Here is a 20,593-nt window from a genome sequence, read left to right as displayed (position 1 = left end):
GAGAGCAGGGTTTACAATGGTGTTTCCCTTTCTCTCGCCCATATTCCCCATGTCCGATACCGCAATGTCACCGCTGCGCCTGCGCGCCGCCATCAACCCGAAACCGCTGGGCGTCGCCCTGTTGCTCATCGTGCTAGGCGCCTGGTACCTGGCGCTGACGGTGGGCGCCACCCAGTCCGCGCTGTACGTGGTGGGCGCCTTGCTCGGCATCACCCTGTATCACGCGGCCTTCGGTTTTACATCGGCCTGGCGCGTCTTCATTGCCGATGGCCGCGGCGACGGCTTGCGCGCGCAAATGCTGATGCTGGCCGTGGGCGTGGCGCTGTTCTTTCCCGCGCTGTCGGCCGGCATCCTGTTCGGCACGCCCGTCGCGGGCCTGGTGTCTCCGGCCGGCACCTCGGTGATTGTTGGCGCCTTCATCTTCGGCATCGGCATGCAGCTGGGCGGCGGTTGCGCCTCCGGCACCCTGTACACGGTGGGCGGGGGCAGCACGCGCATGCTCATCACCCTGGCCGCCTTCATCGTCGGCTCCGTGATCGGCACGGCGCACATGCCGTTCTGGACGGCGCTGCCGCAACTTCAACCCATTTCCCTCGTCACGACCTTGGGCTTGGTACCTGCGCTGGCGCTGAACTGGATCGTTTTCGCGCTGATCGCCGGCCTCACGGTCTTCGTTGAAAAGCGCCGCCACGGCAAGCTCGTCGCCACGCAGCTGCGCCCGTCCCAGGCGTCGCCCTGGCTGCACGGCCCCTGGCCGCTGGTGGCGGGCGCCATCGCGCTCGTCGTACTCAATTTCATCACCCTGGCGCTGTCGGGCCGTCCATGGGGCGTGACGTCCGCGTTCGCCCTGTGGGGCGCGAAAGCGGCATCCGTGATCGGCATCGATACGGCCAGCTGGGCCTATTGGTCGACCAAAGCGAACGCGGCCGCGCTGGCCGCGCCGCTGACGCAGGACAAGACTTCCGTGATGGACATCGGCATCGTGCTGGGCGCCATGCTGGCGGCGGCCCTGGCCGGCCGCTACGCGCCCGTGTGGCGCATCCCGCGCCGCTCGATCATCGCCGCCGTCGTCGGCGGCTTGCTGCTCGGCTACGGCGCGCGCCTGGCCTACGGCTGCAACATCGGCGCCTATTTCAGCGGTATCATCTCGGGCAGCCTGCACGGCTGGCTGTGGCTGGTCTGCGCTTTCCTGGGCAACGTCATCGGCACGCGCTTGCGCCCGTGGTTCGGCCTGGAAGTGGAGAAAGTCAAACCGACCGGCTGCTGAGTTATCCACCGTCAATGACCGTACCGAAAACTAATGGAGCAATGTGCATGGATGTCGAGTACCAGGCGTTTTTACACGCGTTTCCCCCGGCGCAGCGCGTGAGCGCCGATGCCGGCAAGCTGGCTGCCTTTACGGAGCACGTACTGGGCGTGGCCTTGCCCGACGACCTCGCGGCATTTCTGCGGCAGGTGGGCGGCGGCTATTTCGGCCGCAACGATCTGTACTTTTTTGGTGACGGCGCAACGCCGGCGCCGCGCGATTGCCTGCAGGAGTGGAACCGTCAAGATTTCTGGACGGAGATTTTCCCGTGCCCGGCAGAGGGCGGTCCCGTGTTCTTTGCCGAAACCTGCTTTGGCGATCAGCTCGGCTACCGCCACGATGGCGACAGCGTGCTCTATTTGCTGTTCGCCATCGATACCTTCGAATCGTTCGTGCTTGCGCATAGCGCACAGGAACTGTTCGCACAGGTGCTGACCGAGCGCTTTGCCCTGGTCGATGCGCGTCGCCTGCAGGCCGTCGAAAGCCAGCTTGGCCCATTGCGCCAGGGCATGCATTATGCGCCGCTGGTGAGCCCGCTGCTGGGCGGCAGCGGCGCGGCGGACAACTTCTGCCAGGAAACGCCGAATGTGCACTTCAGAACGGCGCTGGCCGCGCTGCATGCCGCGCGGCGCGCCTCGGGCGGCTAGTGTGGCGGCTGGCTGGGGGGCGCTTTTAGCCGCCTCCAGCAACGGGCGCGGCAATCCGGTGTATATTGCCGCCCACCTTAGCTCAGTACCGTATCTGCCATGTCCCCAGCGATCCTGTTTGCCGTCGTCCTCGCGTATTTCCTGATCCTGCTGGGCGTGGCATGGCGCACCTCGCGCCACGCCACCAATGAGAGTTTCTTCATCGGCAACAAGGACAGCAACTGGATGCTGGTGGCCTTCGGCATGGTCGGCACCACGCTCACGGGCGTGACCTTCATCAGCGTGCCCGGCGCCGTGGGCAGCAACGGTTTCGGCTACATCCAGCTGATGATCGGCTACGTGCTCGGCTACCTGGCTATCACGTTTATTTTGCTGCCGCTGTATTACCGGCTGCAGCTCACTTCCATTTACCGCTACCTGGAACTGCGCCTGGGCCGGCGCTCCTACCAGAGCGGGGCGGCGTTTTTCATCGTCTCGCGGCTGCTGGGCGCCACGGCGCGGCTGTATCTGGTGGTCAATATCCTGCAAGCCACCATACTCGACAGCCTGGGCGTGCCGTTCTGGCTGACGTCGTGCGTCGTGCTGCTGCTGATCCTGCTGTACACGTACGAGGGCGGCGTGAAAACCATCGTCTGGACCGATACCCTGCAAACGGCGTGCATGCTGGCCGGCCTCGTCATCTGCAGCGTGTTTTTGCTGCACGCGATGGACCTGTCCCTCATCGGCAGCCTCGAGCGCATGCGCGCGCAAGGCCTCACGCGCATCTTCACCGTCGACCCGGACAGCCCCGCCTATGTGTGGAAGCACATTCTTGCCGGCATGTTCATCACGATTGCCATGACGGGCATGGACCAGGAAATGATGCAAAAGAACATTTCCGTGCGCACCTTGCGCGACTCGCAAAAGAACATGCTGAGCCTGACCGTGGTGCTGACGGGCGTGCTGCTGCTGTTCCTGTTTTTGGGCGGACTGCTGCACCTGTACGCGCCGCTGGCAGGCGTGACGACCACGGGCGATAAACTGTTCCCCGCCGTCGTGCTGGGGCACTTTCCCGCCGGGGTGCAGCTGATTTTTTTCATCGCCCTCATTTCCGCCCTGTTTCCCAGCGTGGATGGGGCATTGACGGCGCTGACGTCCACCTTTTGCATCGATATTTTGGGCGTGCAGCGCAGGCCGGACTTGAGCGCGGCCGCGCAGATGCGCTGGCGCCGCCGTGTCCACCTGGTTTTTTCCGCCCTGTTCCTGATATTGATCATGGCCTTCAAATGGCTGGACGACCCCAGCATGATAGGCGTGATCCTGAAGCTGGCCAGCTATACCTATGGTCCGCTGCTGGGTCTGTTCGCCTTCGGCCTGCTGAGCCGGCGCGGCGTACGCGACCGCTGGGTGCCGCTGGTGGCCGTGGCCGGGCCGCTGCTGTGCGCGCTGATCGAAGGGGAGCAGGCGCGGCTGTTCGAGCATTACCGCATCGGCCTGGAACTGCTGATCCTGAACGGCGCCTTGGTACTCGCAGGCCTGTTCCTCATTTCCACGCCCCCGGGGCAGGGCGGCCAGGACACGCAATACTTGTCAAAATAAGACGAATCCCAAGGCGATCGCGGCCATTTTCAGCTATATTGATTTCCTTTAGGTACATAACCTCACGGAGCATCGATGTCACTCAACCCCTTCCCGCCGCTACGCCGCGGATTTGGCGCATTCTGGCGCGCGCTGGACGCCACCCGCCGCGCGGTCATCAACCTGATTTTCCTGCTGATCGTCATCGCCATCCTGATCGCCATCTTTGGCGGCGGCGCCAAGCCCCTGGCGGACAAGACCACCCTGGTACTCGACTTGCAAGGCCCGCTGGTCGAGGAAACCCCGGGCGGCGTGCGCGAAGCCGTGCTGGCCAATGTCAGCGGCGAAGTCAAGAAAAGCGTGCAGCTGCGCGACGTGCTGGCGGTGCTCGACACGGCCGGCAAGGACAAGAACATCGGTTCCATGGTGATCCTGCTCGACGAATTGCAGGGCGGCGGCCTGGCGTCGCTGCGCGAAGTGGCGGCCGGCGTGGAGCGTTTCCGCGCCACGGGCAAGAAAGTGACGGCCTGGGGTTCGAGCTACAACCAGCGCCAGTACCTGGTGGCGGCCAAGGCCGACGAGGTATTTCTGCACCCGATGGGCGGCGTCATGCTGGAAGGCTTTGGCCGCTACCGCAATTACTACCGCGACGCGCTCGACAAGGTGGGCGTGACCGTCAACCTGCTGAAAGTGGGCACGTATAAAAGCGCGGCCGAGCCTTTCATCGCCAACGGCCCGTCCGAAGCGGCGGCTGAAGCGGACCGCTACCTGAACAACGGCCTGTGGACCACCTACACGACGGACGTGGAAAAGGCGCGCAAGCTGCCGGCCGGCGCCATCATGCAAACGATCGACAACCTGCCAGCCTTGATGACGGCTGCCGGTGGCGACATTGCCAAGCTGTCGCTCAATGGAAAACTGGTCGACGGCCTGAAAACGCGCGATGAGCTGCGCCAGTTCATGATGGCGCGCGGTGCCAAGAACACGGAAGGCACGAACTTCCGCCAGGTGAACTACACCGACTACCTGGCGCGTCTGCGCCCCGTGCACATCGGCGATGCCGTCGGCGTGGTCATCGCCTCGGGCGAAATCGGCGACGGCATCGCGCCGCCGGGCGCCATCGGCGGCCTGTCGACCTCGCGTCTGATCCGCCAGGCGCGCGAAGACAAGTCGATCAAGGCCGTCGTGCTGCGCGTCGATTCGCCGGGCGGCAGCGCCTTCGGCTCGGAACTGATCCGCCGCGAACTGGAACTGACGCGCGCCGCCGGCAAGCCGGTGGTCGTCTCGATGGGCAACGTGGCCGCTTCGGGCGGCTACTGGATCAGCACCTCGTCGGACGAAGTGATCGCCGACGCGGCCACCATCACCGGTTCCATCGGCGTGTTCGCGATTCTGCCGACGGCCGACAAGGTGGTGGAAAAGCTGGGCATCCACACGGCCGGTTCGCCGACCACGTGGCTGGCCGACGCGGGCAACCCCTTGCGTCCGCTCGATCCCCGCTTCGCCGAAGTGATCCAGGGTTCGATCAACCACGTGTATGGCGACTTCCTGAACCTGGCGGCCAAGGCGCGCAAGACGACGCCGGAAAAGATCGATGCAGTGGCGCAGGGCCGCGTCTGGACGGGCTTGCAGGCGAAAGAGCGCAACCTGGTCGACCGCATCGGCAGCTATGGCGATGCGCTGGCCTCGGCCGCCAAGCGGGCCAATCTGGGCGCCGACTACCGCGTGACCTACCTGGAACAGGAAACGTCGAACGTCGATCGCCTGATCGGCATGTTCGGTTCCAAGGCCATGGCCTCGCTGGGGCTGGGCGAGCACGTGAAACTGGGCCTGACCGGAACGGGCTTGCCGGCCGACGCGGCGCTGGGCATGGCGCAGGACCTCTCCTGGCTGTCGGGCATCACGCGCGAGCGCAAACCGTTCATGGCCCTCACGCACTGCCTGTGCGAGGTGCCCCTGGGCGGCAAGTAAGGTCAGGCCTTACACGGCAATATAGATGACATCTCCAAGCCGGCTTCGCCCGGCTTGTTTTCCTTGAGGAGCAGACTATGGCAAGCGACATGAGTGGACCCACGGGTATCGCCATCCGCCCTTGCATCAAGGGCGATGAACAGGCGCTGGCGCTGGTGGGGCAGGCCACCTTCCTGGAAGCGTTCGCCGGCATCCTCGATGGCGCCGACGTCATCGCCCATTGCCAGCGCCAGCATGACGCGCAGCTGTACCGCGACTGGCTGGCGCTGCCGGCCATGCATTTATGGCTGGCCGAGGCCATGCCCGGCGGCGCACCCGTCGGTTATCTGGTGCTCAGTCCCGCCAGCCTGCCGGTGGCGGAGCCGCGTCCGGACGACCTGGAAATCAAGCGCATCTACCTGCTGCACCGCTTCCAGGGCCGGCGCGTGGGCCAGCGCCTGATGCAGGCGGCGCTGAGCCAAGCGCGCGCCGGCGGGGCAGGGCGCGTGCTGCTGGGCGTGTACGCGGAAAACCACGACGCGCTGGCGTTCTATGCGCGCTGCGGCTTTGCGCAGGTGGGACGGCGCACCTTCCGCGTCGGCCGCACCGACTACCAGGATGTCATCCTCGGCATGACCTTGTAAATTCAGGTAAAGAATCGCCGCCGTCTGTGACCACTTGATCCCCGCGCGGCGCCGGGTCAAGGCGGCTGGCGGGAGATTTGTAGCGAGTTTGTATCTGCATGCGAGTCGCCCGCGTCTGGCGCACGCCGGGCGATGACGCCCCGCAAGCCTGATTTTTCCACCGTTACCCCACAGGGTCGGCCCGCCTGCCGGCCCGCCTGGTCCTCCCATGCCTGCCAGGCTGTGTGTAATTGTTTCAAGTAGAAATGAAACAGTTACATGACTATGCTAGAGTCGTTTCACGCTGGAGAGCGATGTTTTTTCAGCTGATTTTCAGCTCTTGACTCCCCGGCTGAGTACCGAAACAACCCCGAAAAACGGTCGTCCGGCCTGAGTGTGTTCCACCTCGGCCGGCGCCACAGAATCGCCGTGCCAGCGGCCACTACAAGGATAAGCGATGGATTCGCAGACAACACCCCATACCCCGCGGCGCAGCCGCCGTTCGAAAATCGTCGGCACGGTCATCGCGCTGGCCGTGATGGCGGCGCTGGGGGGCGGTGCCTGGTATCTGACCCATTCCGGCGCCAGCGCCCAGGGCGGTGCCGGCGGTCCCGGTGGCCCGGGCGGACCCGGCGGGCCTGGCGGACGCCGCGGCGCTCCCTCGACCACCGTCGGCGTGGCCACGGCCGTCAAGTCCGACCTGCCCGTGGTGCTCGATGCGCTGGGCACGGTGACGGCCGCATCCACCGTGACGGTGCGCCCGCAAGTGTCGGGCATTTTGAAGGAATTGAAATTCAAGGAAGGCGGCATGGTCAAGGCGGGCCAGGTGGTGGCGCAGATCGATCCGGCCCAGTTCGAGATGGCGCTGATGCAGGCCACGGGCCAGCGCCAGCGCGATGAAGCGCAGCTGGAAAACGCGCGCCTGACCCTGAAACGCTATCAAACCCTGCTGGGCCAGGATTCCATCGCGCGCCAGGACGTCGACACGCAGGCCGCATTGGTCAAGCAGCTGGAAGGCACTGTCATGACGGACCGCGCGTCCGAAGGCACGGCCAGGCTGAACCTCGGCTACACCAAGGTGGTGTCGCCGATCAGCGGCCGCGCGGGCCTGAAGGTGGTCGATATCGGCAACCTGGTCAGCACCAGCGACGCGGGCGGCGTGGTGGTGGTGACGCAGCTCTCGCCCATCGACGTGGAATTTTCCGTGCCGCAGGATAAGGTGCAGACCATCCAGGAGCGCCTGAATGGCGGCTCGGCCCTGGCGGCGCTGGCGCTGGACCGCACGCGCACGCATACGCTGGACAAGGGCAGCTTGACGGCGCTCGACAACCAGGTCGACGTGCAGACGGGCACCGTGCGCGCCAAGGCCCGCTACACGAACGACAAGATGGCCTTGTTCCCCAGCCAGTTCGTCAACGTGCGTCTGGAACTGGGCAACATCACGGGCGCCGTGCTGGTGCCCGTCACGGCTTTGCGTCACAGTAACAACGGCGACTTCGTGTATGTGCTCAAGGCCGACAAGACCGTCACCGTGCGCATGGTCACGCGGGGCCAGGCCACCACCGACATGGTGGAAATCCGCGCCGGCCTGGAAGCGGGAGAGCAAGTCATTACGGAAGGCGCCGACCGCCTGAAGGAAGGCGCGAAGGTCATGCTGGCGGGCGACAAGCCGGCCATGGGCGGCGCAGGTGCTGCCGGCGCGAACGGCGAACGCCGCCACCGCCGCCAGCATGCTGAGGGCGCGGCCAGCGCTTCGGCCACCGCCTCCGCTCCCGCCAGTGCGCCGGCGACCGCTCCGGCCAAGGGCGCAGCGCAATGAGTCCATCGACGCCGTTCATCAAGCGCCCCGTCGCCACGGCGCTGCTGATGCTGGCCATCTTGCTGGCGGGGCTGGTCGGCTTCAAGTTCCTGCCGCTGGCCGCCTTGCCGCAGGTGGACTTCCCCACCATCCAGGTGCAGACCCTGTACCCGGGCGCTAGCCCCGAAGTCATGGGGCAGACCGTCACGGCGCCGCTGGAGCGCCAGTTCGGGCAGATGTCGGGCTTGCAGCGCATGAGTTCCACCAGCGCGGCCGGCGTCTCCCTCATCACCCTGCAATTCACCCTGGGCCAGACCCTGGACGTGGCCGAGCAGGAAGTGCAGGCGGCCATCAACGCGGGCGGCTCGCTGCTGCCGACCGACTTGCCGGCGCCGCCCGTGTACGCGAAGATCAACCCGGCCGACGCGCCCGTACTGACCCTGGCGATCACCTCCGACACGATGCCGCTGACGCAGGTGCAGAACATCGTCAACACGCGTCTGGCGCTGAAGATCAGCCAGGTCAACGGCGTGGGCCTCGTCTCGCTGTCGGGCGGCCAGCGTCCCGCCGTGCGCATCCAGGGCGACACCAAATTGCTGGCCTCGTACGGCCTGGGCCTCGACAGCCTGCGCACGGCCATCGCGGCGGCCAACGTCAACAGCGCCAAGGGCAGTTTCGACGGACCCACGCGCTCGTTTACCATCAACGCCAACGATCAATTGGTGACGGCGGAAGACTACAAGCGCCTGATCATCACGTATAAAAACGGCGCACCCGTGCGCCTGGCTGACGTGGCCAACGTCGTCGACAGCGCGGAAAACACGCGCCTCGGTGCCTGGTCGGGCAAGCAGCCGGCCATCATTCTGAACGTGCAGCGCCAGCCCGGCGCCAACGTCATCAAGACGGTGGACGCCATCAAGGCCCTGCTGCCCGACCTGCAGGCCAGCCTGCCGGCGGCCATGAAGCTCGACGTGCTGAGCGACCGCACGACGGGCATCCGCGCCTCCGTCGAACACGTGGAAATGGAACTGCTGTTGTCCGTGCTGCTGGTGGTGCTGGTGATCTTCGCCTTCCTGCACAGCCTGCGCGCCACGGTGATCGCCAGCCTGTCCGTGCCGATTTCGCTGATCGGCGCCTGCGGCGTCATGTATCTGCTCGGCTACAGCCTGAACAACCTCTCCTTGATGGCGCTGACGATCGCCACGGGCTTTGTCGTCGATGACGCCATCGTCATGATCGAAAACATCGCCCGCTACATCGAGGAGGGCGAAACGCCGATGGCCGCCGCATTGAAGGGCGCATCGCAGATCGGCTTTACCATCATCTCGCTCACCGTCTCGCTGATCGCCGTGCTGATTCCCCTGCTGTTCATGGGCGACGTGGTGGGCCGTCTGTTCCGTGAATTTGCCATGACCCTGGCCATCACGATCTTGATTTCCGCCGTGGTGTCGCTCACCCTGGTGCCGATGATGTCGGCGCGCTGGCTGAAAAGCCATGCCGATGAAAAGATCAGCGCCACGGGCCAGCGCATCCAGGCTTTCTTCGACAAGGTCATCCATCAGTACGACCATGCGCTCGTGTGGGTCTTGAAGCGCCAGGGATTGACCCTGCTCGTGGCCCTGGCCACCTTGCTGCTGACCGTCGTCCTGTACATCACCATCCCGAAAGGCCTGTTCCCCACGCAGGACACGGGCCAGCTGCAGGCGCGCATCGAAACCTCGCAAGCCGTCTCGTACGCGCGCATGGCCGCCTTGCAGCAGGCCGCCGCCAGCGCGCTGCTGGAAGACCCCGCTGTCGATACCTTGAGTTCCCTCGTCGGCGTCGATGCGGCCAACAACACCATGCTGCACACGGGCAGCATGCTGATCAACCTGAAGCGTCCGCGCAGCGGCAGCCAGGACGAGATCATGGAACGCCTGCGCAACCGCGTGGCCCAGGTGGCCGGCGTGACCCTGTATCTGCAGCCGACGCAGGATTTGACCATCGACGCGGAATCGGGCCCGACGCAGTACCGCGTCTCGCTCGAAGGGGCCGATACGGCCACCGTCACCGAGTGGGCGGGCAAGCTGGCGGCCCGCATGCGCGAGCAATCGCAGTTGCGCAACGTCGTCACGGATGCGGGCGCCACGGGCGCCGCCGTGACGGTCGCCATCGACCGCGACAGCGCCGCGCGCATGTCGGTGACCACGGCCACCGTCGACGACGCCTTGTATAACGCCTTCGGCCAGCGCATCATTTCGACGATTTTCACGGAAACCAACCAGTACCGCGTGATCCTCGAAGCGCAGCCGGGCATCGTCACCACGCCGTCCGACCTGTCGGACCTGCAGGTGCGCACGGGCTCCGGCAAGTCGACGCCGCTGTCCGCCTTTGCCAGCGTCAGCGAAAAACAGGCGCCGCTGCAGATCACGCACGTGGCGCAGTATCCGGCCACGACCTTGGGCTTCGACACGACGCGGGGCGTGGCGCTGGGCAGCGCCGTCGACGCCATCCGCCAGGCGGCGAAAGACATCGCCTTGCCGCCTTCGGTGACCTTGACGTTCCTCGGCGCGGCCGGCGCGTATGAAAACTCGCTGTCGAACCAGCTGTGGCTCATTTTGGCCGCCGTCGTCTGCGTCTACATCGTGCTCGGCGTGCTGTACGAAAGCTACATCCATCCGCTGACGATTTTGTCGACCCTGCCGTCGGCCGGCGTGGGCGCCTTGCTGGCCCTGATGATCTCGGGCCAGGACCTGGGCGTGATCGGCATCATCGGCATCATCCTGCTGATCGGCATCGTGAAAAAGAACGCCATCATGATGATCGACTTCGCCATCGAGGCCGAGCGCGACGAGGGAAAAAGCCCGCAGGAAGCCATCCACCAGGCAGCGCTGCTGCGTTTCCGCCCGATTTTGATGACGACCCTGGCGGCCCTGTTCGCGGCCGTGCCGCTGATGCTGGGCTGGGGCGAGGGCGCCGAGTTGCGCCGTCCGTTGGGCCTGGCCATCTTCGGCGGCCTGATCGTCAGCCAGGTGCTGACCTTGTTCACCACACCCGTCATCTACCTGGGCTTCGACCGCCTGGGCCAGCGCTTCGCGGGCAAAGGGAAGAACGCTGTCAGTCTCGATAAGCCGGGTGCGGGGAGCGCCGCGTGAACCTGTCCGAACCGTTCGTCAAGCGCCCCATCGCCACCGTGCTGCTGACCATCGGCATCGCGCTGGCAGGCATCGGCGCCTTCTTCGTGCTGCCCGTCTCGCCGCTGCCGCAGGTCGATTATCCGACCATTTCCGTCAGCGCCAGCCTGCCTGGCGCCAGCCCCGCGACCATGGCCACGTCGGTGGCCACGCCGCTGGAACGGCGCCTGGGCGTGATCTCGGGCGTAAACGAAATGACGTCGTCGTCGGGCACGGGCTCGGCGCGCATCAATTTGCAATTCGACCTGAACCGCAAGATCGATTCGGCCGCGCGCGAAGTGCAGGCGGCGATTGCCGCCGCGCGCGTGGATTTGCCGGCCACCCTGCGCAGCAATCCCACTTACCGCAAGGCCAATCCGTCCGACGCGCCCGTGATCATCCTGGCGCTGACGTCGAAAACGCGCACGCCGGGCCAGATCTACGATGCCGTGTCGAACCTGGTGCAGCAAAAGGTGGCGCAAGTCAAAGGCGTGGGCGACGTGGAACTGGGCGGCGGTTCGCTGCCGGCCGTGCGCGTGGAATTGCTGCCGTACCAGCTCAATCACTACAGCTTGTCGATGGAGGACGTGCGGGCGGCCATCCAGGCCAGTAACGCCAACCGCCCCAAGGGAGCCATTTCCGGCGACGAGCGCAGCCTGCAGATCTATTCGGGCGCGGCGACGGCGTCGGGCGGGCGCTCAGCAAACGACTACCGCAGCCTGGTCGTGGCCTGGCGCGACGGCGCCGCCATCCGCCTCGACGACGTGGCCGACGTGGTCGACGGCGTGGAGAACAACAATACCCTGGGCCTGTTCAATGGCGACCCGGCCGTCATCGTGCTGATCACGCGCCAGCCCGGCGCCAACGTCATCGCCACGGTGGACGGTGTGCGCGCGCTGCTGCCGCAACTGCAGGCGCAGTTGCCGGGCGACATCAAGCTGCAGGTGGCGTCCGACAGCACCAACTCCATCCGCTCGTCGCTGCACGAAATCGAATTCACCCTGATCCTGTCCATCGTGCTCGTCGTGCTGGTGGTCAGCGCTTTCCTGCGCAGCGTGCGCGCCACCATCATCCCGGCCGTGGCCACCATCGTTTCCCTGCTGGGCACCTTCGGCGTGATGTACATGCTGGGCTTTAGCCTGAACAATCTGTCCCTGATGGCGCTCACGGTGGCCACGGGCTTCGTCGTCGATGACGCCATCGTGGTGCTGGAAAACACGCAGCGCCACATCGAGGCGGGCATGGACCGCTTCAAGGCGGCCCTGCTGGGCGCGCGCGAAGTGGGTTTTACGGTGCTGTCGATCAGTCTGTCGCTGGTGGCCGTCTTCATCCCGCTGCTGTTCATGGGCGGGCAGGTGGGGCGCTTGTTCCGCGAATTCGCCGTCACCCTGTCGGCCGCCGTGATGATTTCGCTCGTCATCTCCCTCACGACCACGCCGATGATGTGCGCCTGGCTGCTGAAAAGCGGCCAGCAGCACCAGCCGCCGGGCCGGGTCGCGCGCTGGTTCGAGCGGGGCTTCGAGCGCATGCTGAAAGTCTACGAGCATTGCCTGGACTGGGCGCTGTCGAGCGCCGCGCTGGTGATGACCATCCTCGTCTTCGTCGTCGGCCTGAATGTGTACCTGTTCGCGGCCGCGCCCAAGGGCTTTTTCCCGCAGCAGGATACGGGCCAGATCAATGGCGGCATGCGCGCCGACCAGAGCATCTCGTTCCAGGCCATGCAGAGCAAGTTGCGCCAGCTGGTCAACATCATCAAGGACGACCCGGCCGTCGCCACCGTTGTGGGGTTTACGGGCGGCGGACGGGCAGGGGGCGGCTTCATGTTCATCGACTTGAAGCCGGCCTCGCAGCGCACGGACAAGGGGCAAGCCGTGATCGCGCGCCTGCGTCCGCAACTGGCCAAGGTGACGGGCATTTCGCTGTTCCTCAACCCCGTGCAGGATTTGCGCATGGGCGGGCGCTCGAGCAATTCCACGTACCAGTACACCCTGATCAGCGACAACCAGGCGGACCTGAAGAAGTGGGCGGCGAAGCTGGCCGACCAGATGAAGCTGCAGCCGGCCCTGATCGACGTGGACACGGACCAGGCGGAAAACGGCGTGGAAACCTTTGTTTCCATCGACAAGGACCGCGCCACGCAGCTGGGCGTGCAGGTGAAGGATATCGACAATGCGCTGTACAACAGCTTCGGCCAGCGCCAGGTGGCGACCATCTACGATGAGCTGAACCAGTACCACGTGATCATGGAAGTGGCGCCCCGTTATGCGCAAAGCCCGGAAGCGCTGCGCTCCGTGTATGTGCCGGCGTCGAATGCGGCGGCCGTCGCGGCCACCGGCACGACGGCCGCCAGCGCCGCCGCGTCCAGCACCAGCGTGGCCGCGACGACGTCGAATACGACGGCGGCGCGCGACCCGTCCAGCGGCTCGGCCCTGAGCACCACCCTGGCGAAGATGGTGCCGCTGTCCTCGTTCAGCAGCTTCGCGGAAAGCTCGACGGCCACGTCCATCAACCACCAGGGCGGCGAACTGGCCACCACCGTGTCGTTCAACCTGGCCGACGGCTATCCGCTCAGCGACGGGCAGGCGGCCGTGGCCCAGGCGGAGTCGGAAATCGGCATGCCGGTGAACGTGCGCGGCAGTTTCCAGGGCTCGGCCAAGAGCGCGCAGGACAGCAACAAGGAGCAGCCGCTCTTGATCCTGGCGGCCATCGTGGTCATCTACATCGTGCTGGGCATCCTGTACGAAAGCCTGATCCATCCCGTCACCGTGCTGTCGACCTTGCCGTCGGCGGGGGTGGGCGCCGTGCTGGCCTTGCTGCTGTTCCGCATGGAGTTTTCCATCATCGCCCTGATCGGCGTGTTCCTGTTGATCGGTATCGTCAAGAAAAATGCTATATTGATCATCGACTTCGCGCTGGAGGCCGAGCGTTCGCGCGGCTTGAGTGCAGTGGAGGCGGTGCGCGAGGCATGTTTGCTGCGTTTCCGCCCCATTCTGATGACCACCCTGGCGGCGGCGCTTGGCGCCTTGCCGCTGGCGATCGGTTTCGGCGAGGGGTCGGAGCTACGCCAGCCCTTGGGGGTCGCCATCATCGGCGGCCTGATTGCCAGCCAGTTACTCACATTGCTGACCACCCCGGTGGTCTACATCCTGCTCGACAAGCTGCGCACGCGCAGCGCCGACGAGCAGCAATTGAGCCGCATTCCTGGGCCAGATAACCCGAGCACACAATCATGAAGCAAGTAAAACCTATTTCCTCCGCCGTTCCCGCACGCCGCCTGCTGGCCGTGGCCGCGGCAGTTCTCCTTGCCGGCTGCGCCGTCAGCCCCGCGTATGAAACGCCGACGGCCGCCGCGCCGCAAGCGTTCAAGGAGGCGGCCGGCTGGCAACCGGCCGCGCCGGCCGACACCCTGGAGCGCGGTCCCTGGTGGACCCTGTTCGGCGACGCGCAGCTGAACCAGCTGGCCGAAGGCATCGACATATCGAACCAGAACGTGGCGGCCGCCATCGCTTCCTACGAGCAGGCGCGCGCGCTGGTGCGCGAACAGCGCGCCTCGCTGTTCCCCACCGTGAACCTGACGGGCAGCGGCGCCCGTTCGGGTGGCGGCGGCGAGCAGCAGACGAACAACAACTTCAAGGCCGCCATCGGCGCCTCGTGGGAACCGGACGTGTGGGGCAAGCTGCGCGCCGGCGTGACGGGGGCCGATGCCAGCGCCAGCGCCAGCGCGGCCGACCTGGCCGCCGCGCGCCTGTCGGCGCAGGGCGAGCTGGCCACCAATTACTTTTCGCTGCGCCAGAGCGATGCGCAGATCGCGCTGCTGAACGCCACCATCGATGGCTACAAGCGCGTGCTCGAGATCACCGGCAACCGTTTTAACTCGGGCATCGCCGCCAAGTCCGACCTGCTGCAGGCACAGACGCAGCTGGCCAATGCGCAGATCGATCTGTCGAGCCAGACGCGCGCGCGCGCCCAGCTCGAACACGCGATCGCCATCCTGTTGGGCCGCGCCCCGTCCGACTTCAGCCTGGCCGTGGCGCCGTGGACCCTGACCGTGCCCGAGGTGCCGCTGGGCGTGCCGTCGACCCTGCTGCAGCGCCGTCCCGACATCGCCGCCGCCGAGCGCAGGGTGGCCGTGGCCAATGAGCAGATCGGCATCGCCCGCTCGGCCTACTATCCGAGCCTGAACCTGACGGGTTCCTACGGTTCCGGCGCCAGCAAGGTGGGCGACCTGTTCAACGCTTCAAGCAGCTTGTGGTCGCTGGGTGTGTCGGCCGCGCAAACGCTGTTCAACGCGGGCGCCACCACGGCCAGCGTGGACGCGGCCAAGGCGGGCCATGAGGCGGCCGTGGCGCGCTACCGCCAGACGGTGCTCAGTGCTTTCGGCGCCGTGGAAGACCAGTTGTCGGCCACGCGCGCGCTGGCCGAGCAGCTGGCCTTGCGCCAGCAGGCGTCGTCGGCCGCCGACCAGGTCGAACAGCAGATGCTGAACCGCTACAACGCGGGCCAGGTCGGCTACACGGACGTGGTGACGGCGCAAGTGACGGCCCTGTCGGCGCGCCGTTCGCTGGTGCAGGCCCAGGCGGATCGCCAGACGACGGCCGTGGCCCTGATCCAGTCGCTGGGCGGCGGCTGGCACGTGCCGCAGGCGCAGTAAGGGGACAGGCTGGCGCAGGCGAAAATCCCTGCGCTAAATTCGCGTTTTCCTGCCCATCTTGAGTGCTAGAATGCAAGATTATCAATTCCCAGCCTGACGGTTTGGCCGTGGCTGCTATCTTGCAGACGATGACACGCAGCAAACACAGTAATATGTCCGTTCCCGACGTGGCCACCATCGTTTTCCCCGTGGTGGCCATCGGCGCTTCCGCCGGCGGGCTCGATCCCATCGTCGCTTTTCTGGCGAACGTGCCGCAGGAAAGCGGGATTGCCTATGTGGTGATCCAGCACCTTGATCCCACGCAAAAGGCCATGCTGCCGGAATTGCTGCAGCGCGCCACCAGCATTCCCGTCGCGGAAATCACGCATCAGGCGGAGTTGCGCCCGAACCATATCTATGTGATCCCGTCGAATGCCGACCTGGGCCTGTCCAAGGGCCGTTTCGTGCTCAGCGAGCCGGTGCAGCTGCGCGGCCACCGCCTGCCCATCAATACCTTTTTCGAGAGCCTGGCCAGCGAGCTGGGCGAACTGGCCGTCGGCGTGATCTTTTCCGGCATGGGCAGCGACGGCACGCGCGGCTTGCAGGCCATCAAGCAGGCGGGTGGCCTGACCCTGGCCCAGCATCCCGACACGGCCAAGTTCGACATGATGCCGCAAAGCGCGATTGCCGCCGAAGTGGTGGACCTCGTCGACTTTCCCGACAAGATGCCGGACAAGATCATCACCTACCTGTTCCGCAGCAGTTTCCTCAGCTTGCCGGGGCATGAGCCGAACGGGCGCAATTCCCTGCAGGAAATCGTCGCCTTGCTGTCCGAGCATACGGGCAACAGCTTTACCGATTACAAGATCAATACGGTGCTGCGGCGCATCGAACGGCGCATGAGTTTGTACCAGATGACGTCGATGGAAGAATACGTGCCGTATTTGCGCGCCAATCCCGCCGAAATCGACTTGCTGTTCAAGGAATTGCTGATCGGCGTGACGAGCTTTTTCCGCGACCCGAAAGTGTGGGAATACCTGAAGATGGTGGTCGTGCCGCAAATGCTGGCCGCCCACCCGGACGGACGCGCCTTCAAGGCCTGGGTGCCCGCCTGTTCCACGGGCGAGGAAGCGTATTCGCTGGCCATGGTGTTCCATGAAGTGGTGGCCAGCATCAACCCGCCGTCGAAATACAGCCTGCAGATCTTCGCCACCGATCTGTCGGCCGATGCCATCGACCGCGCGCGCCAGGGGCGCTTTCCGCACAGCATCATCAGCGACGTATCTGCCGAGCGGCTGGAGCGTTTCTTTGTCAATGACAAGCACGGCTACCATGTGAAGAAAGAGATCCGCAACACGATCATCTTCGCCCAGCAAAACATCATTTCGGACCCGCCGTTCACCAAGCTCGACATCCTGTGCTGCCGCAACCTGTTGATCTATCTGAATGCCAAGCTGCAGCAGCGCCTCATTCCCCTGTTTCATTACGCCTTGAACCGCGATGGGATTTTACTGCTGGGCAGCGCCGATACGCCCGGTCATTTTTCCGAGCTGTTTTCGCCGCTGACCACGTCGACCCGGCTGTACCGCCGCCTCGACAATCTGGCGCGCCAGCGCCTGCCCACGTATTTTCCCACCAAGGTATCGTTGGCATCCCCCCCCACACCTAGCGACACGAGAGAAGTCAGCATGACTGGAAAGATTCAAGCCCATGTCGAGCAATTATTGCTCCAGAAATATTCGCCGGCCGCCGCGCTGCTGAACCAGGATGGCGACATTCTTTACATCAACGGCCGCACGGGCGCCTTCCTGGAACCGGCGGCCGGCAAGGCCAACTGGAATATCCATGCCATGGCGCGCGAAGGCTTGCGTTACGAGCTGGCCAGCCTGATCAAGCAGGCGCTGCAAAGCGAAAGCGTGGTACGCCTGAAGGGCCTGGTCGTCAAGGACCACCTGGGGCAATCGCTGGGCGTGGATCTGAGCGCCGAAGCCCTGAGCCAGCCCGAATCCCTGCGCGGCATGGTGTTTGTCACGTTTTCCAGTGCGCCTCTGGTGGCCGAGGCGCGGCGCGGCCGTTCGCCTAACCCCAAGGTGCTGGAGCTGGAACAGCAGCTGGCGCAGGCGCGCAATGAAATCCAGGCCGTGCGCGACGAGATGCAGACCTCGCGCGAGGAATTGAAATCGGCCAACGAAGAATTGCAGTCGACCAATGAAGAGCTGCAGTCGACGAACGAGGAATTGACCACCTCGAAGGAAGAGATGCAGTCGCTCAACGAGGAGTTGTACACGGTCAATGCCGAGCTGCAATCGAAAGTCGATGATTTGTCGCTCGTCAATAGCGACATGAAAAACTTGCTCAACAGCACCGATATCGCCACCATCTTCCTCGACAGCGATTTGCGCATCCGCCGCTTCACGGCGCCGGCCACGCAAATCTACAAATTGATCCAGACGGACTTGCGCCGCCCGCTCAGCGACATCGTCAACGACCTCGATTATCCGGGCCTGGAAGACGATGCGCTCGAAGTGATCCGCAGCCTGGTGTTTTGCGAACGGCAAGTACCGACCAAGAACGGGCGCTGGTACAACGTGCGCATCATGCCGTACCGCACGATCGAAAACGTGATCGATGGCGTGGTCGTGACCTTCATCAACATCACGGAATCGAAGCTGCTGGAAGCCCAGCTGCGCCAGATCCAGTCCGGCGTCGCGGCAGACGGGAAAGCAGGGGAGAGCGCCTCATGAGCGAACCATTCGACGAGGAGAGCGTGCCGGCCCGATTGCGGGAGCAGGCCGAACAACTGGCGGCGCAGCAGCGTCAGCCCGTGCCGCAGTCGAATGAAGAGGTGATACGCCAGCTGCATGAGTTGCAGGTCAGCCAGATCGAGCTGGAAATGCAGAACGCGGCCCTGGCCGAGCTCGAGCAGCTGAAGAATGAATATGAAAGCAGCCGCGACCGTTATGCGCAGCTGTATGAACAGGCGCCCGTCAGCTACTTCTCGCTGGCGCGCGAGGGCGTGATCACGCGTGTCAACGTGGCCGCCTGCGGCTTGCTGCAGCGCGACAAGAACCAGCTGCTGGGGCGGCGCTTCGAGCAATTCGTCGCGCCCCAGGCGCAGGGCGGCTTCCGCCGCTTCCTCGACACCGTCTTTACCTGCGGCGCGCGCCAGGTGCTCGAGGCGCAACTGTTCGAAGGCGAGGCGGGCGGCATGGGCGGCATGGTGCGCATCGAAGCTAATTTCGACGCGGACAGCGCCACGGCGCGCATGCTGGTGACGGACCTGGGCGATGAGCATGCGCGCGAATCGGCCTTGCGGCGCGCCTTCGTCATCCTCGACAGTATCCGCGAAGGCGTGCTGGTGACGGACAGCGCCAACCGCATCATTTCCGTCAACCCCGCCTTCACCACCATCACCGGCTACCAGGCCGAGGAAGCCATCGGACGCGATCCGTCCTTCCTCGGCGGCGGCACGCATTTGCCGCATTTCTATGAAACCATGTGGCGCAGCCTGCACGAGGAAGGCAGCTGGTATGGCGAACTGGTGAACCGGCGCAAGAATGGCGAGCGCTTCGTCGAATCGCTGTCGATCACGCCCATGCGCACGGCCGATGGCGCCATCAGCCATTTTGTCGGCGTGTTTTCCGATATCACCGAACGCAAGCTGGCCGAGGCGGACCTGCGCGAACTGCACCGCGAGCTGGACCAGCGGGTCATCGACCGCACGGCCGAACTGCTGCGGGCCAACCAGCACCTGCAGCTGGAAGTGCACCAGCGCGAGCGGGCGCAGGAAGCCTTGCGCGATGCCGAGCGCTTCTTTCACGCCACCATCGATTCGCTGACGGACCGCGTGCTGGTGCTGGACCAGGCGGGCAGCGTCGTGCATGCGAACCAGGCTTGCCTGGCCTTCGTCGGGCAAAAGCAGCCGCCGCTGCAGTACCTGGAATTTTGCGAGACCGACCCGCGCTGGCAGCGCAGCGCCGGACGCGAGCTGGCCGCCGGCATCCGCTCCGTCATTGCCGGCACTGCCGACACGTTTGCGCTCGAATACGAGTTTGCCACGCGCTCGGGGCCCCGCTGGTCGCAGGCCAGGATCAGCCGTTTCCTCGGCGAAGGGCCGTTGCGCGTGGTGGTGGCGCACACGGACATTACGGAACGCAAGCTGATGGATGGCGCCTTGCGCCAGTCGCACGCGCAGCTGCGCCAGCTTGCCCTGCACCTGGAAACGGCCAAGGAAGACGAGCGCAAGCGCATTTCGCGCGATATCCACGATGAACTGGGGCAAAACCTGCTGGCGCTGCGCATCGATATCTCCATGCTCAGCGCCCGCACCGAGGGTTCCCATCCGCGCTTGCACGGCCGCGTCGGCGCCGTGCTCAGCAACGTCGACACGACCATCAAGAGCGTGCGCGGCATCATCAACGAACTGCGCCCGATGGCGCTGGACCTGGGCTTGCAGGCCGCTATCGAATGGCAGGTGGGCGACTTCCGCAAGCGCAGCGGCGTCGCCTGCCGCCTGCTGATACGCGACGAGGCGCTGTTTGCCGCCATCGGCAGCCAGGCCGAGATCGTGCTGTTCCGCATCGTGCAGGAAGCGCTCAGCAACGTCATGCGCCATGCCCAGGCCAGCCAGGTCGAGATCGAGCTCAGCTCGGATGCCTGCGCCGTGTACGTGGCCATCAGCGACAACGGCATCGGCATCACGCCGCAGCAGCAGCGCAAGAAGCAGTGTTTTGGCCTGATCGGCATTGCCGAGCGGGTGACGGCGCTGGGCGGGCACTTCGAGGTGGGCTTGCCGGCGTCGGGCGCCGGCTGCCGCCTGGCCCTGCAGATTCCCCTGCAGGGAGTGAGGCAGCCTGCCGCCTGATACAGAAATTGCAATGGGTTAATTTTTGCCGACTCAGGTCCCTTGGACAGGCTATACTTTCGCCTG

11 protein-coding genes are annotated in these 20,593 nt (G+C 65.1%); all 11 read left to right on the top strand.

All coding sequences use genetic code 11. The annotated features are described in order from the left end of the window. Nucleotides 1–49 precede the first annotated feature (49 nt). The 11 genes from AC3RCG_RS20080 (at nucleotide 50) to AC3RCG_RS20030 (ending at nucleotide 20,527) form a co-directional block, all read left to right on the top strand. Complete coding sequence (locus tag AC3RCG_RS20080; RefSeq protein ID WP_492403168.1) at nucleotides 50–1,267, top strand: YeeE/YedE family protein; 1,218 nt, start codon at nucleotides 50–52, stop codon at nucleotides 1,265–1,267. A 47-nt stretch (nucleotides 1,268–1,314) separates the two neighbouring features. Continuing rightward, nucleotides 1,315–1,953, top strand: a complete 639-nt coding sequence (locus tag AC3RCG_RS20075) for an SMI1/KNR4 family protein (RefSeq protein WP_070288728.1) — start codon at nucleotides 1,315–1,317, stop codon at nucleotides 1,951–1,953. Nucleotides 1,954–2,052: 99 nt separating this feature from the next. Then, complete coding sequence (locus tag AC3RCG_RS20070; protein WP_492403166.1) at nucleotides 2,053–3,531, top strand: sodium:solute symporter; 1,479 nt, start codon at nucleotides 2,053–2,055, stop codon at nucleotides 3,529–3,531. Nucleotides 3,532–3,606: 75 nt separating this feature from the next. Continuing rightward, nucleotides 3,607–5,481, top strand: coding sequence for a signal peptide peptidase SppA (sppA, locus tag AC3RCG_RS20065; RefSeq protein WP_492403164.1), 1,875 nt, complete (start codon nucleotides 3,607–3,609; stop codon nucleotides 5,479–5,481). Between the two features lie 89 nt (nucleotides 5,482–5,570). Further along, a complete protein-coding gene (locus tag AC3RCG_RS20060) occupies nucleotides 5,571–6,104 on the top strand; it encodes a GNAT family N-acetyltransferase (protein ID WP_492403162.1) in 534 nt (177 codons plus the stop codon). A gap of 436 nt (nucleotides 6,105–6,540) precedes the next feature. Further along, complete coding sequence (locus AC3RCG_RS20055) at nucleotides 6,541–7,902, top strand: efflux RND transporter periplasmic adaptor subunit (RefSeq protein ID WP_492403160.1); 1,362 nt, start codon at nucleotides 6,541–6,543, stop codon at nucleotides 7,900–7,902. Further along, entirely contained in the window at nucleotides 7,899–11,015 is a 3,117-nt protein-coding gene (locus AC3RCG_RS20050; RefSeq protein WP_492403158.1) for an efflux RND transporter permease subunit, read from the top strand. Before AC3RCG_RS20055 ends, AC3RCG_RS20050 begins: the two co-directional genes overlap by 4 nt. Then, the gene (locus tag AC3RCG_RS20045) at nucleotides 11,012–14,266 is read left to right on the top strand and encodes an efflux RND transporter permease subunit (protein WP_492403156.1); all 3,255 of its coding nucleotides are present in this window, start codon (nucleotides 11,012–11,014) and stop codon (nucleotides 14,264–14,266) included. The genes AC3RCG_RS20050 and AC3RCG_RS20045 overlap by 4 nt, the downstream gene beginning before the upstream one ends. Continuing rightward, nucleotides 14,263–15,684 carry an efflux transporter outer membrane subunit gene (locus AC3RCG_RS20040; protein WP_492403154.1) on the top strand — a complete coding sequence of 474 codons (1,422 nt, stop codon included), beginning with the start codon at nucleotides 14,263–14,265 and terminating at the stop codon, nucleotides 15,682–15,684. Before AC3RCG_RS20045 ends, AC3RCG_RS20040 begins: the two co-directional genes overlap by 4 nt. Before the next feature lie 128 nt (nucleotides 15,685–15,812). Further along, nucleotides 15,813–18,407: a chemotaxis protein CheB gene (locus tag AC3RCG_RS20035; RefSeq protein ID WP_492403152.1), complete on the top strand. Its 2,595-nt coding sequence runs from the start codon at nucleotides 15,813–15,815 to the stop codon at nucleotides 18,405–18,407. Further along, complete coding sequence (locus AC3RCG_RS20030) at nucleotides 18,404–20,527, top strand: PAS domain-containing sensor histidine kinase (protein ID WP_492403150.1); 2,124 nt, start codon at nucleotides 18,404–18,406, stop codon at nucleotides 20,525–20,527. Before AC3RCG_RS20035 ends, AC3RCG_RS20030 begins: the two co-directional genes overlap by 4 nt. The last annotated feature ends 66 nt before the right edge of the window (nucleotides 20,528–20,593 follow it).

Source organism: Janthinobacterium sp. GW823-FHT01H08 (assembly GCF_058797855.1).
Note: the sequence above shows the minus strand (reverse complement) of the source record. Positions and strands in the feature narration are given on the sequence as shown.

Bases quoted from the DNA above. Each gene is read 5' to 3' on its own strand.
- AC3RCG_RS20030 (WP_492403150.1), top strand. From the start codon at position 18,404: ATGAGCGAACCATTCGACGAGGAGAGCGTGCCGGCCCGATTGCGGGAG.
- AC3RCG_RS20060 (WP_492403162.1), top strand. From the start codon at position 5,571: ATGAGTGGACCCACGGGTATCGCCATCCGCCCTTGCATCAAGGGCGAT.
- AC3RCG_RS20080 (WP_492403168.1), top strand. From the start codon at position 50: ATGTCCGATACCGCAATGTCACCGCTGCGCCTGCGCGCCGCCATCAAC.
- sppA (WP_492403164.1), top strand. From the start codon at position 3,607: ATGTCACTCAACCCCTTCCCGCCGCTACGCCGCGGATTTGGCGCATTC.
- AC3RCG_RS20070 (WP_492403166.1), top strand. From the start codon at position 2,053: ATGTCCCCAGCGATCCTGTTTGCCGTCGTCCTCGCGTATTTCCTGATC.
- AC3RCG_RS20035 (WP_492403152.1), top strand. From the start codon at position 15,813: ATGACACGCAGCAAACACAGTAATATGTCCGTTCCCGACGTGGCCACC.
- AC3RCG_RS20050 (WP_492403158.1), top strand. From the start codon at position 7,899: ATGAGTCCATCGACGCCGTTCATCAAGCGCCCCGTCGCCACGGCGCTG.
- AC3RCG_RS20040 (WP_492403154.1), top strand. From the start codon at position 14,263: ATGAAGCAAGTAAAACCTATTTCCTCCGCCGTTCCCGCACGCCGCCTG.
- AC3RCG_RS20075 (WP_070288728.1), top strand. From the start codon at position 1,315: ATGGATGTCGAGTACCAGGCGTTTTTACACGCGTTTCCCCCGGCGCAG.
- AC3RCG_RS20055 (WP_492403160.1), top strand. From the start codon at position 6,541: ATGGATTCGCAGACAACACCCCATACCCCGCGGCGCAGCCGCCGTTCG.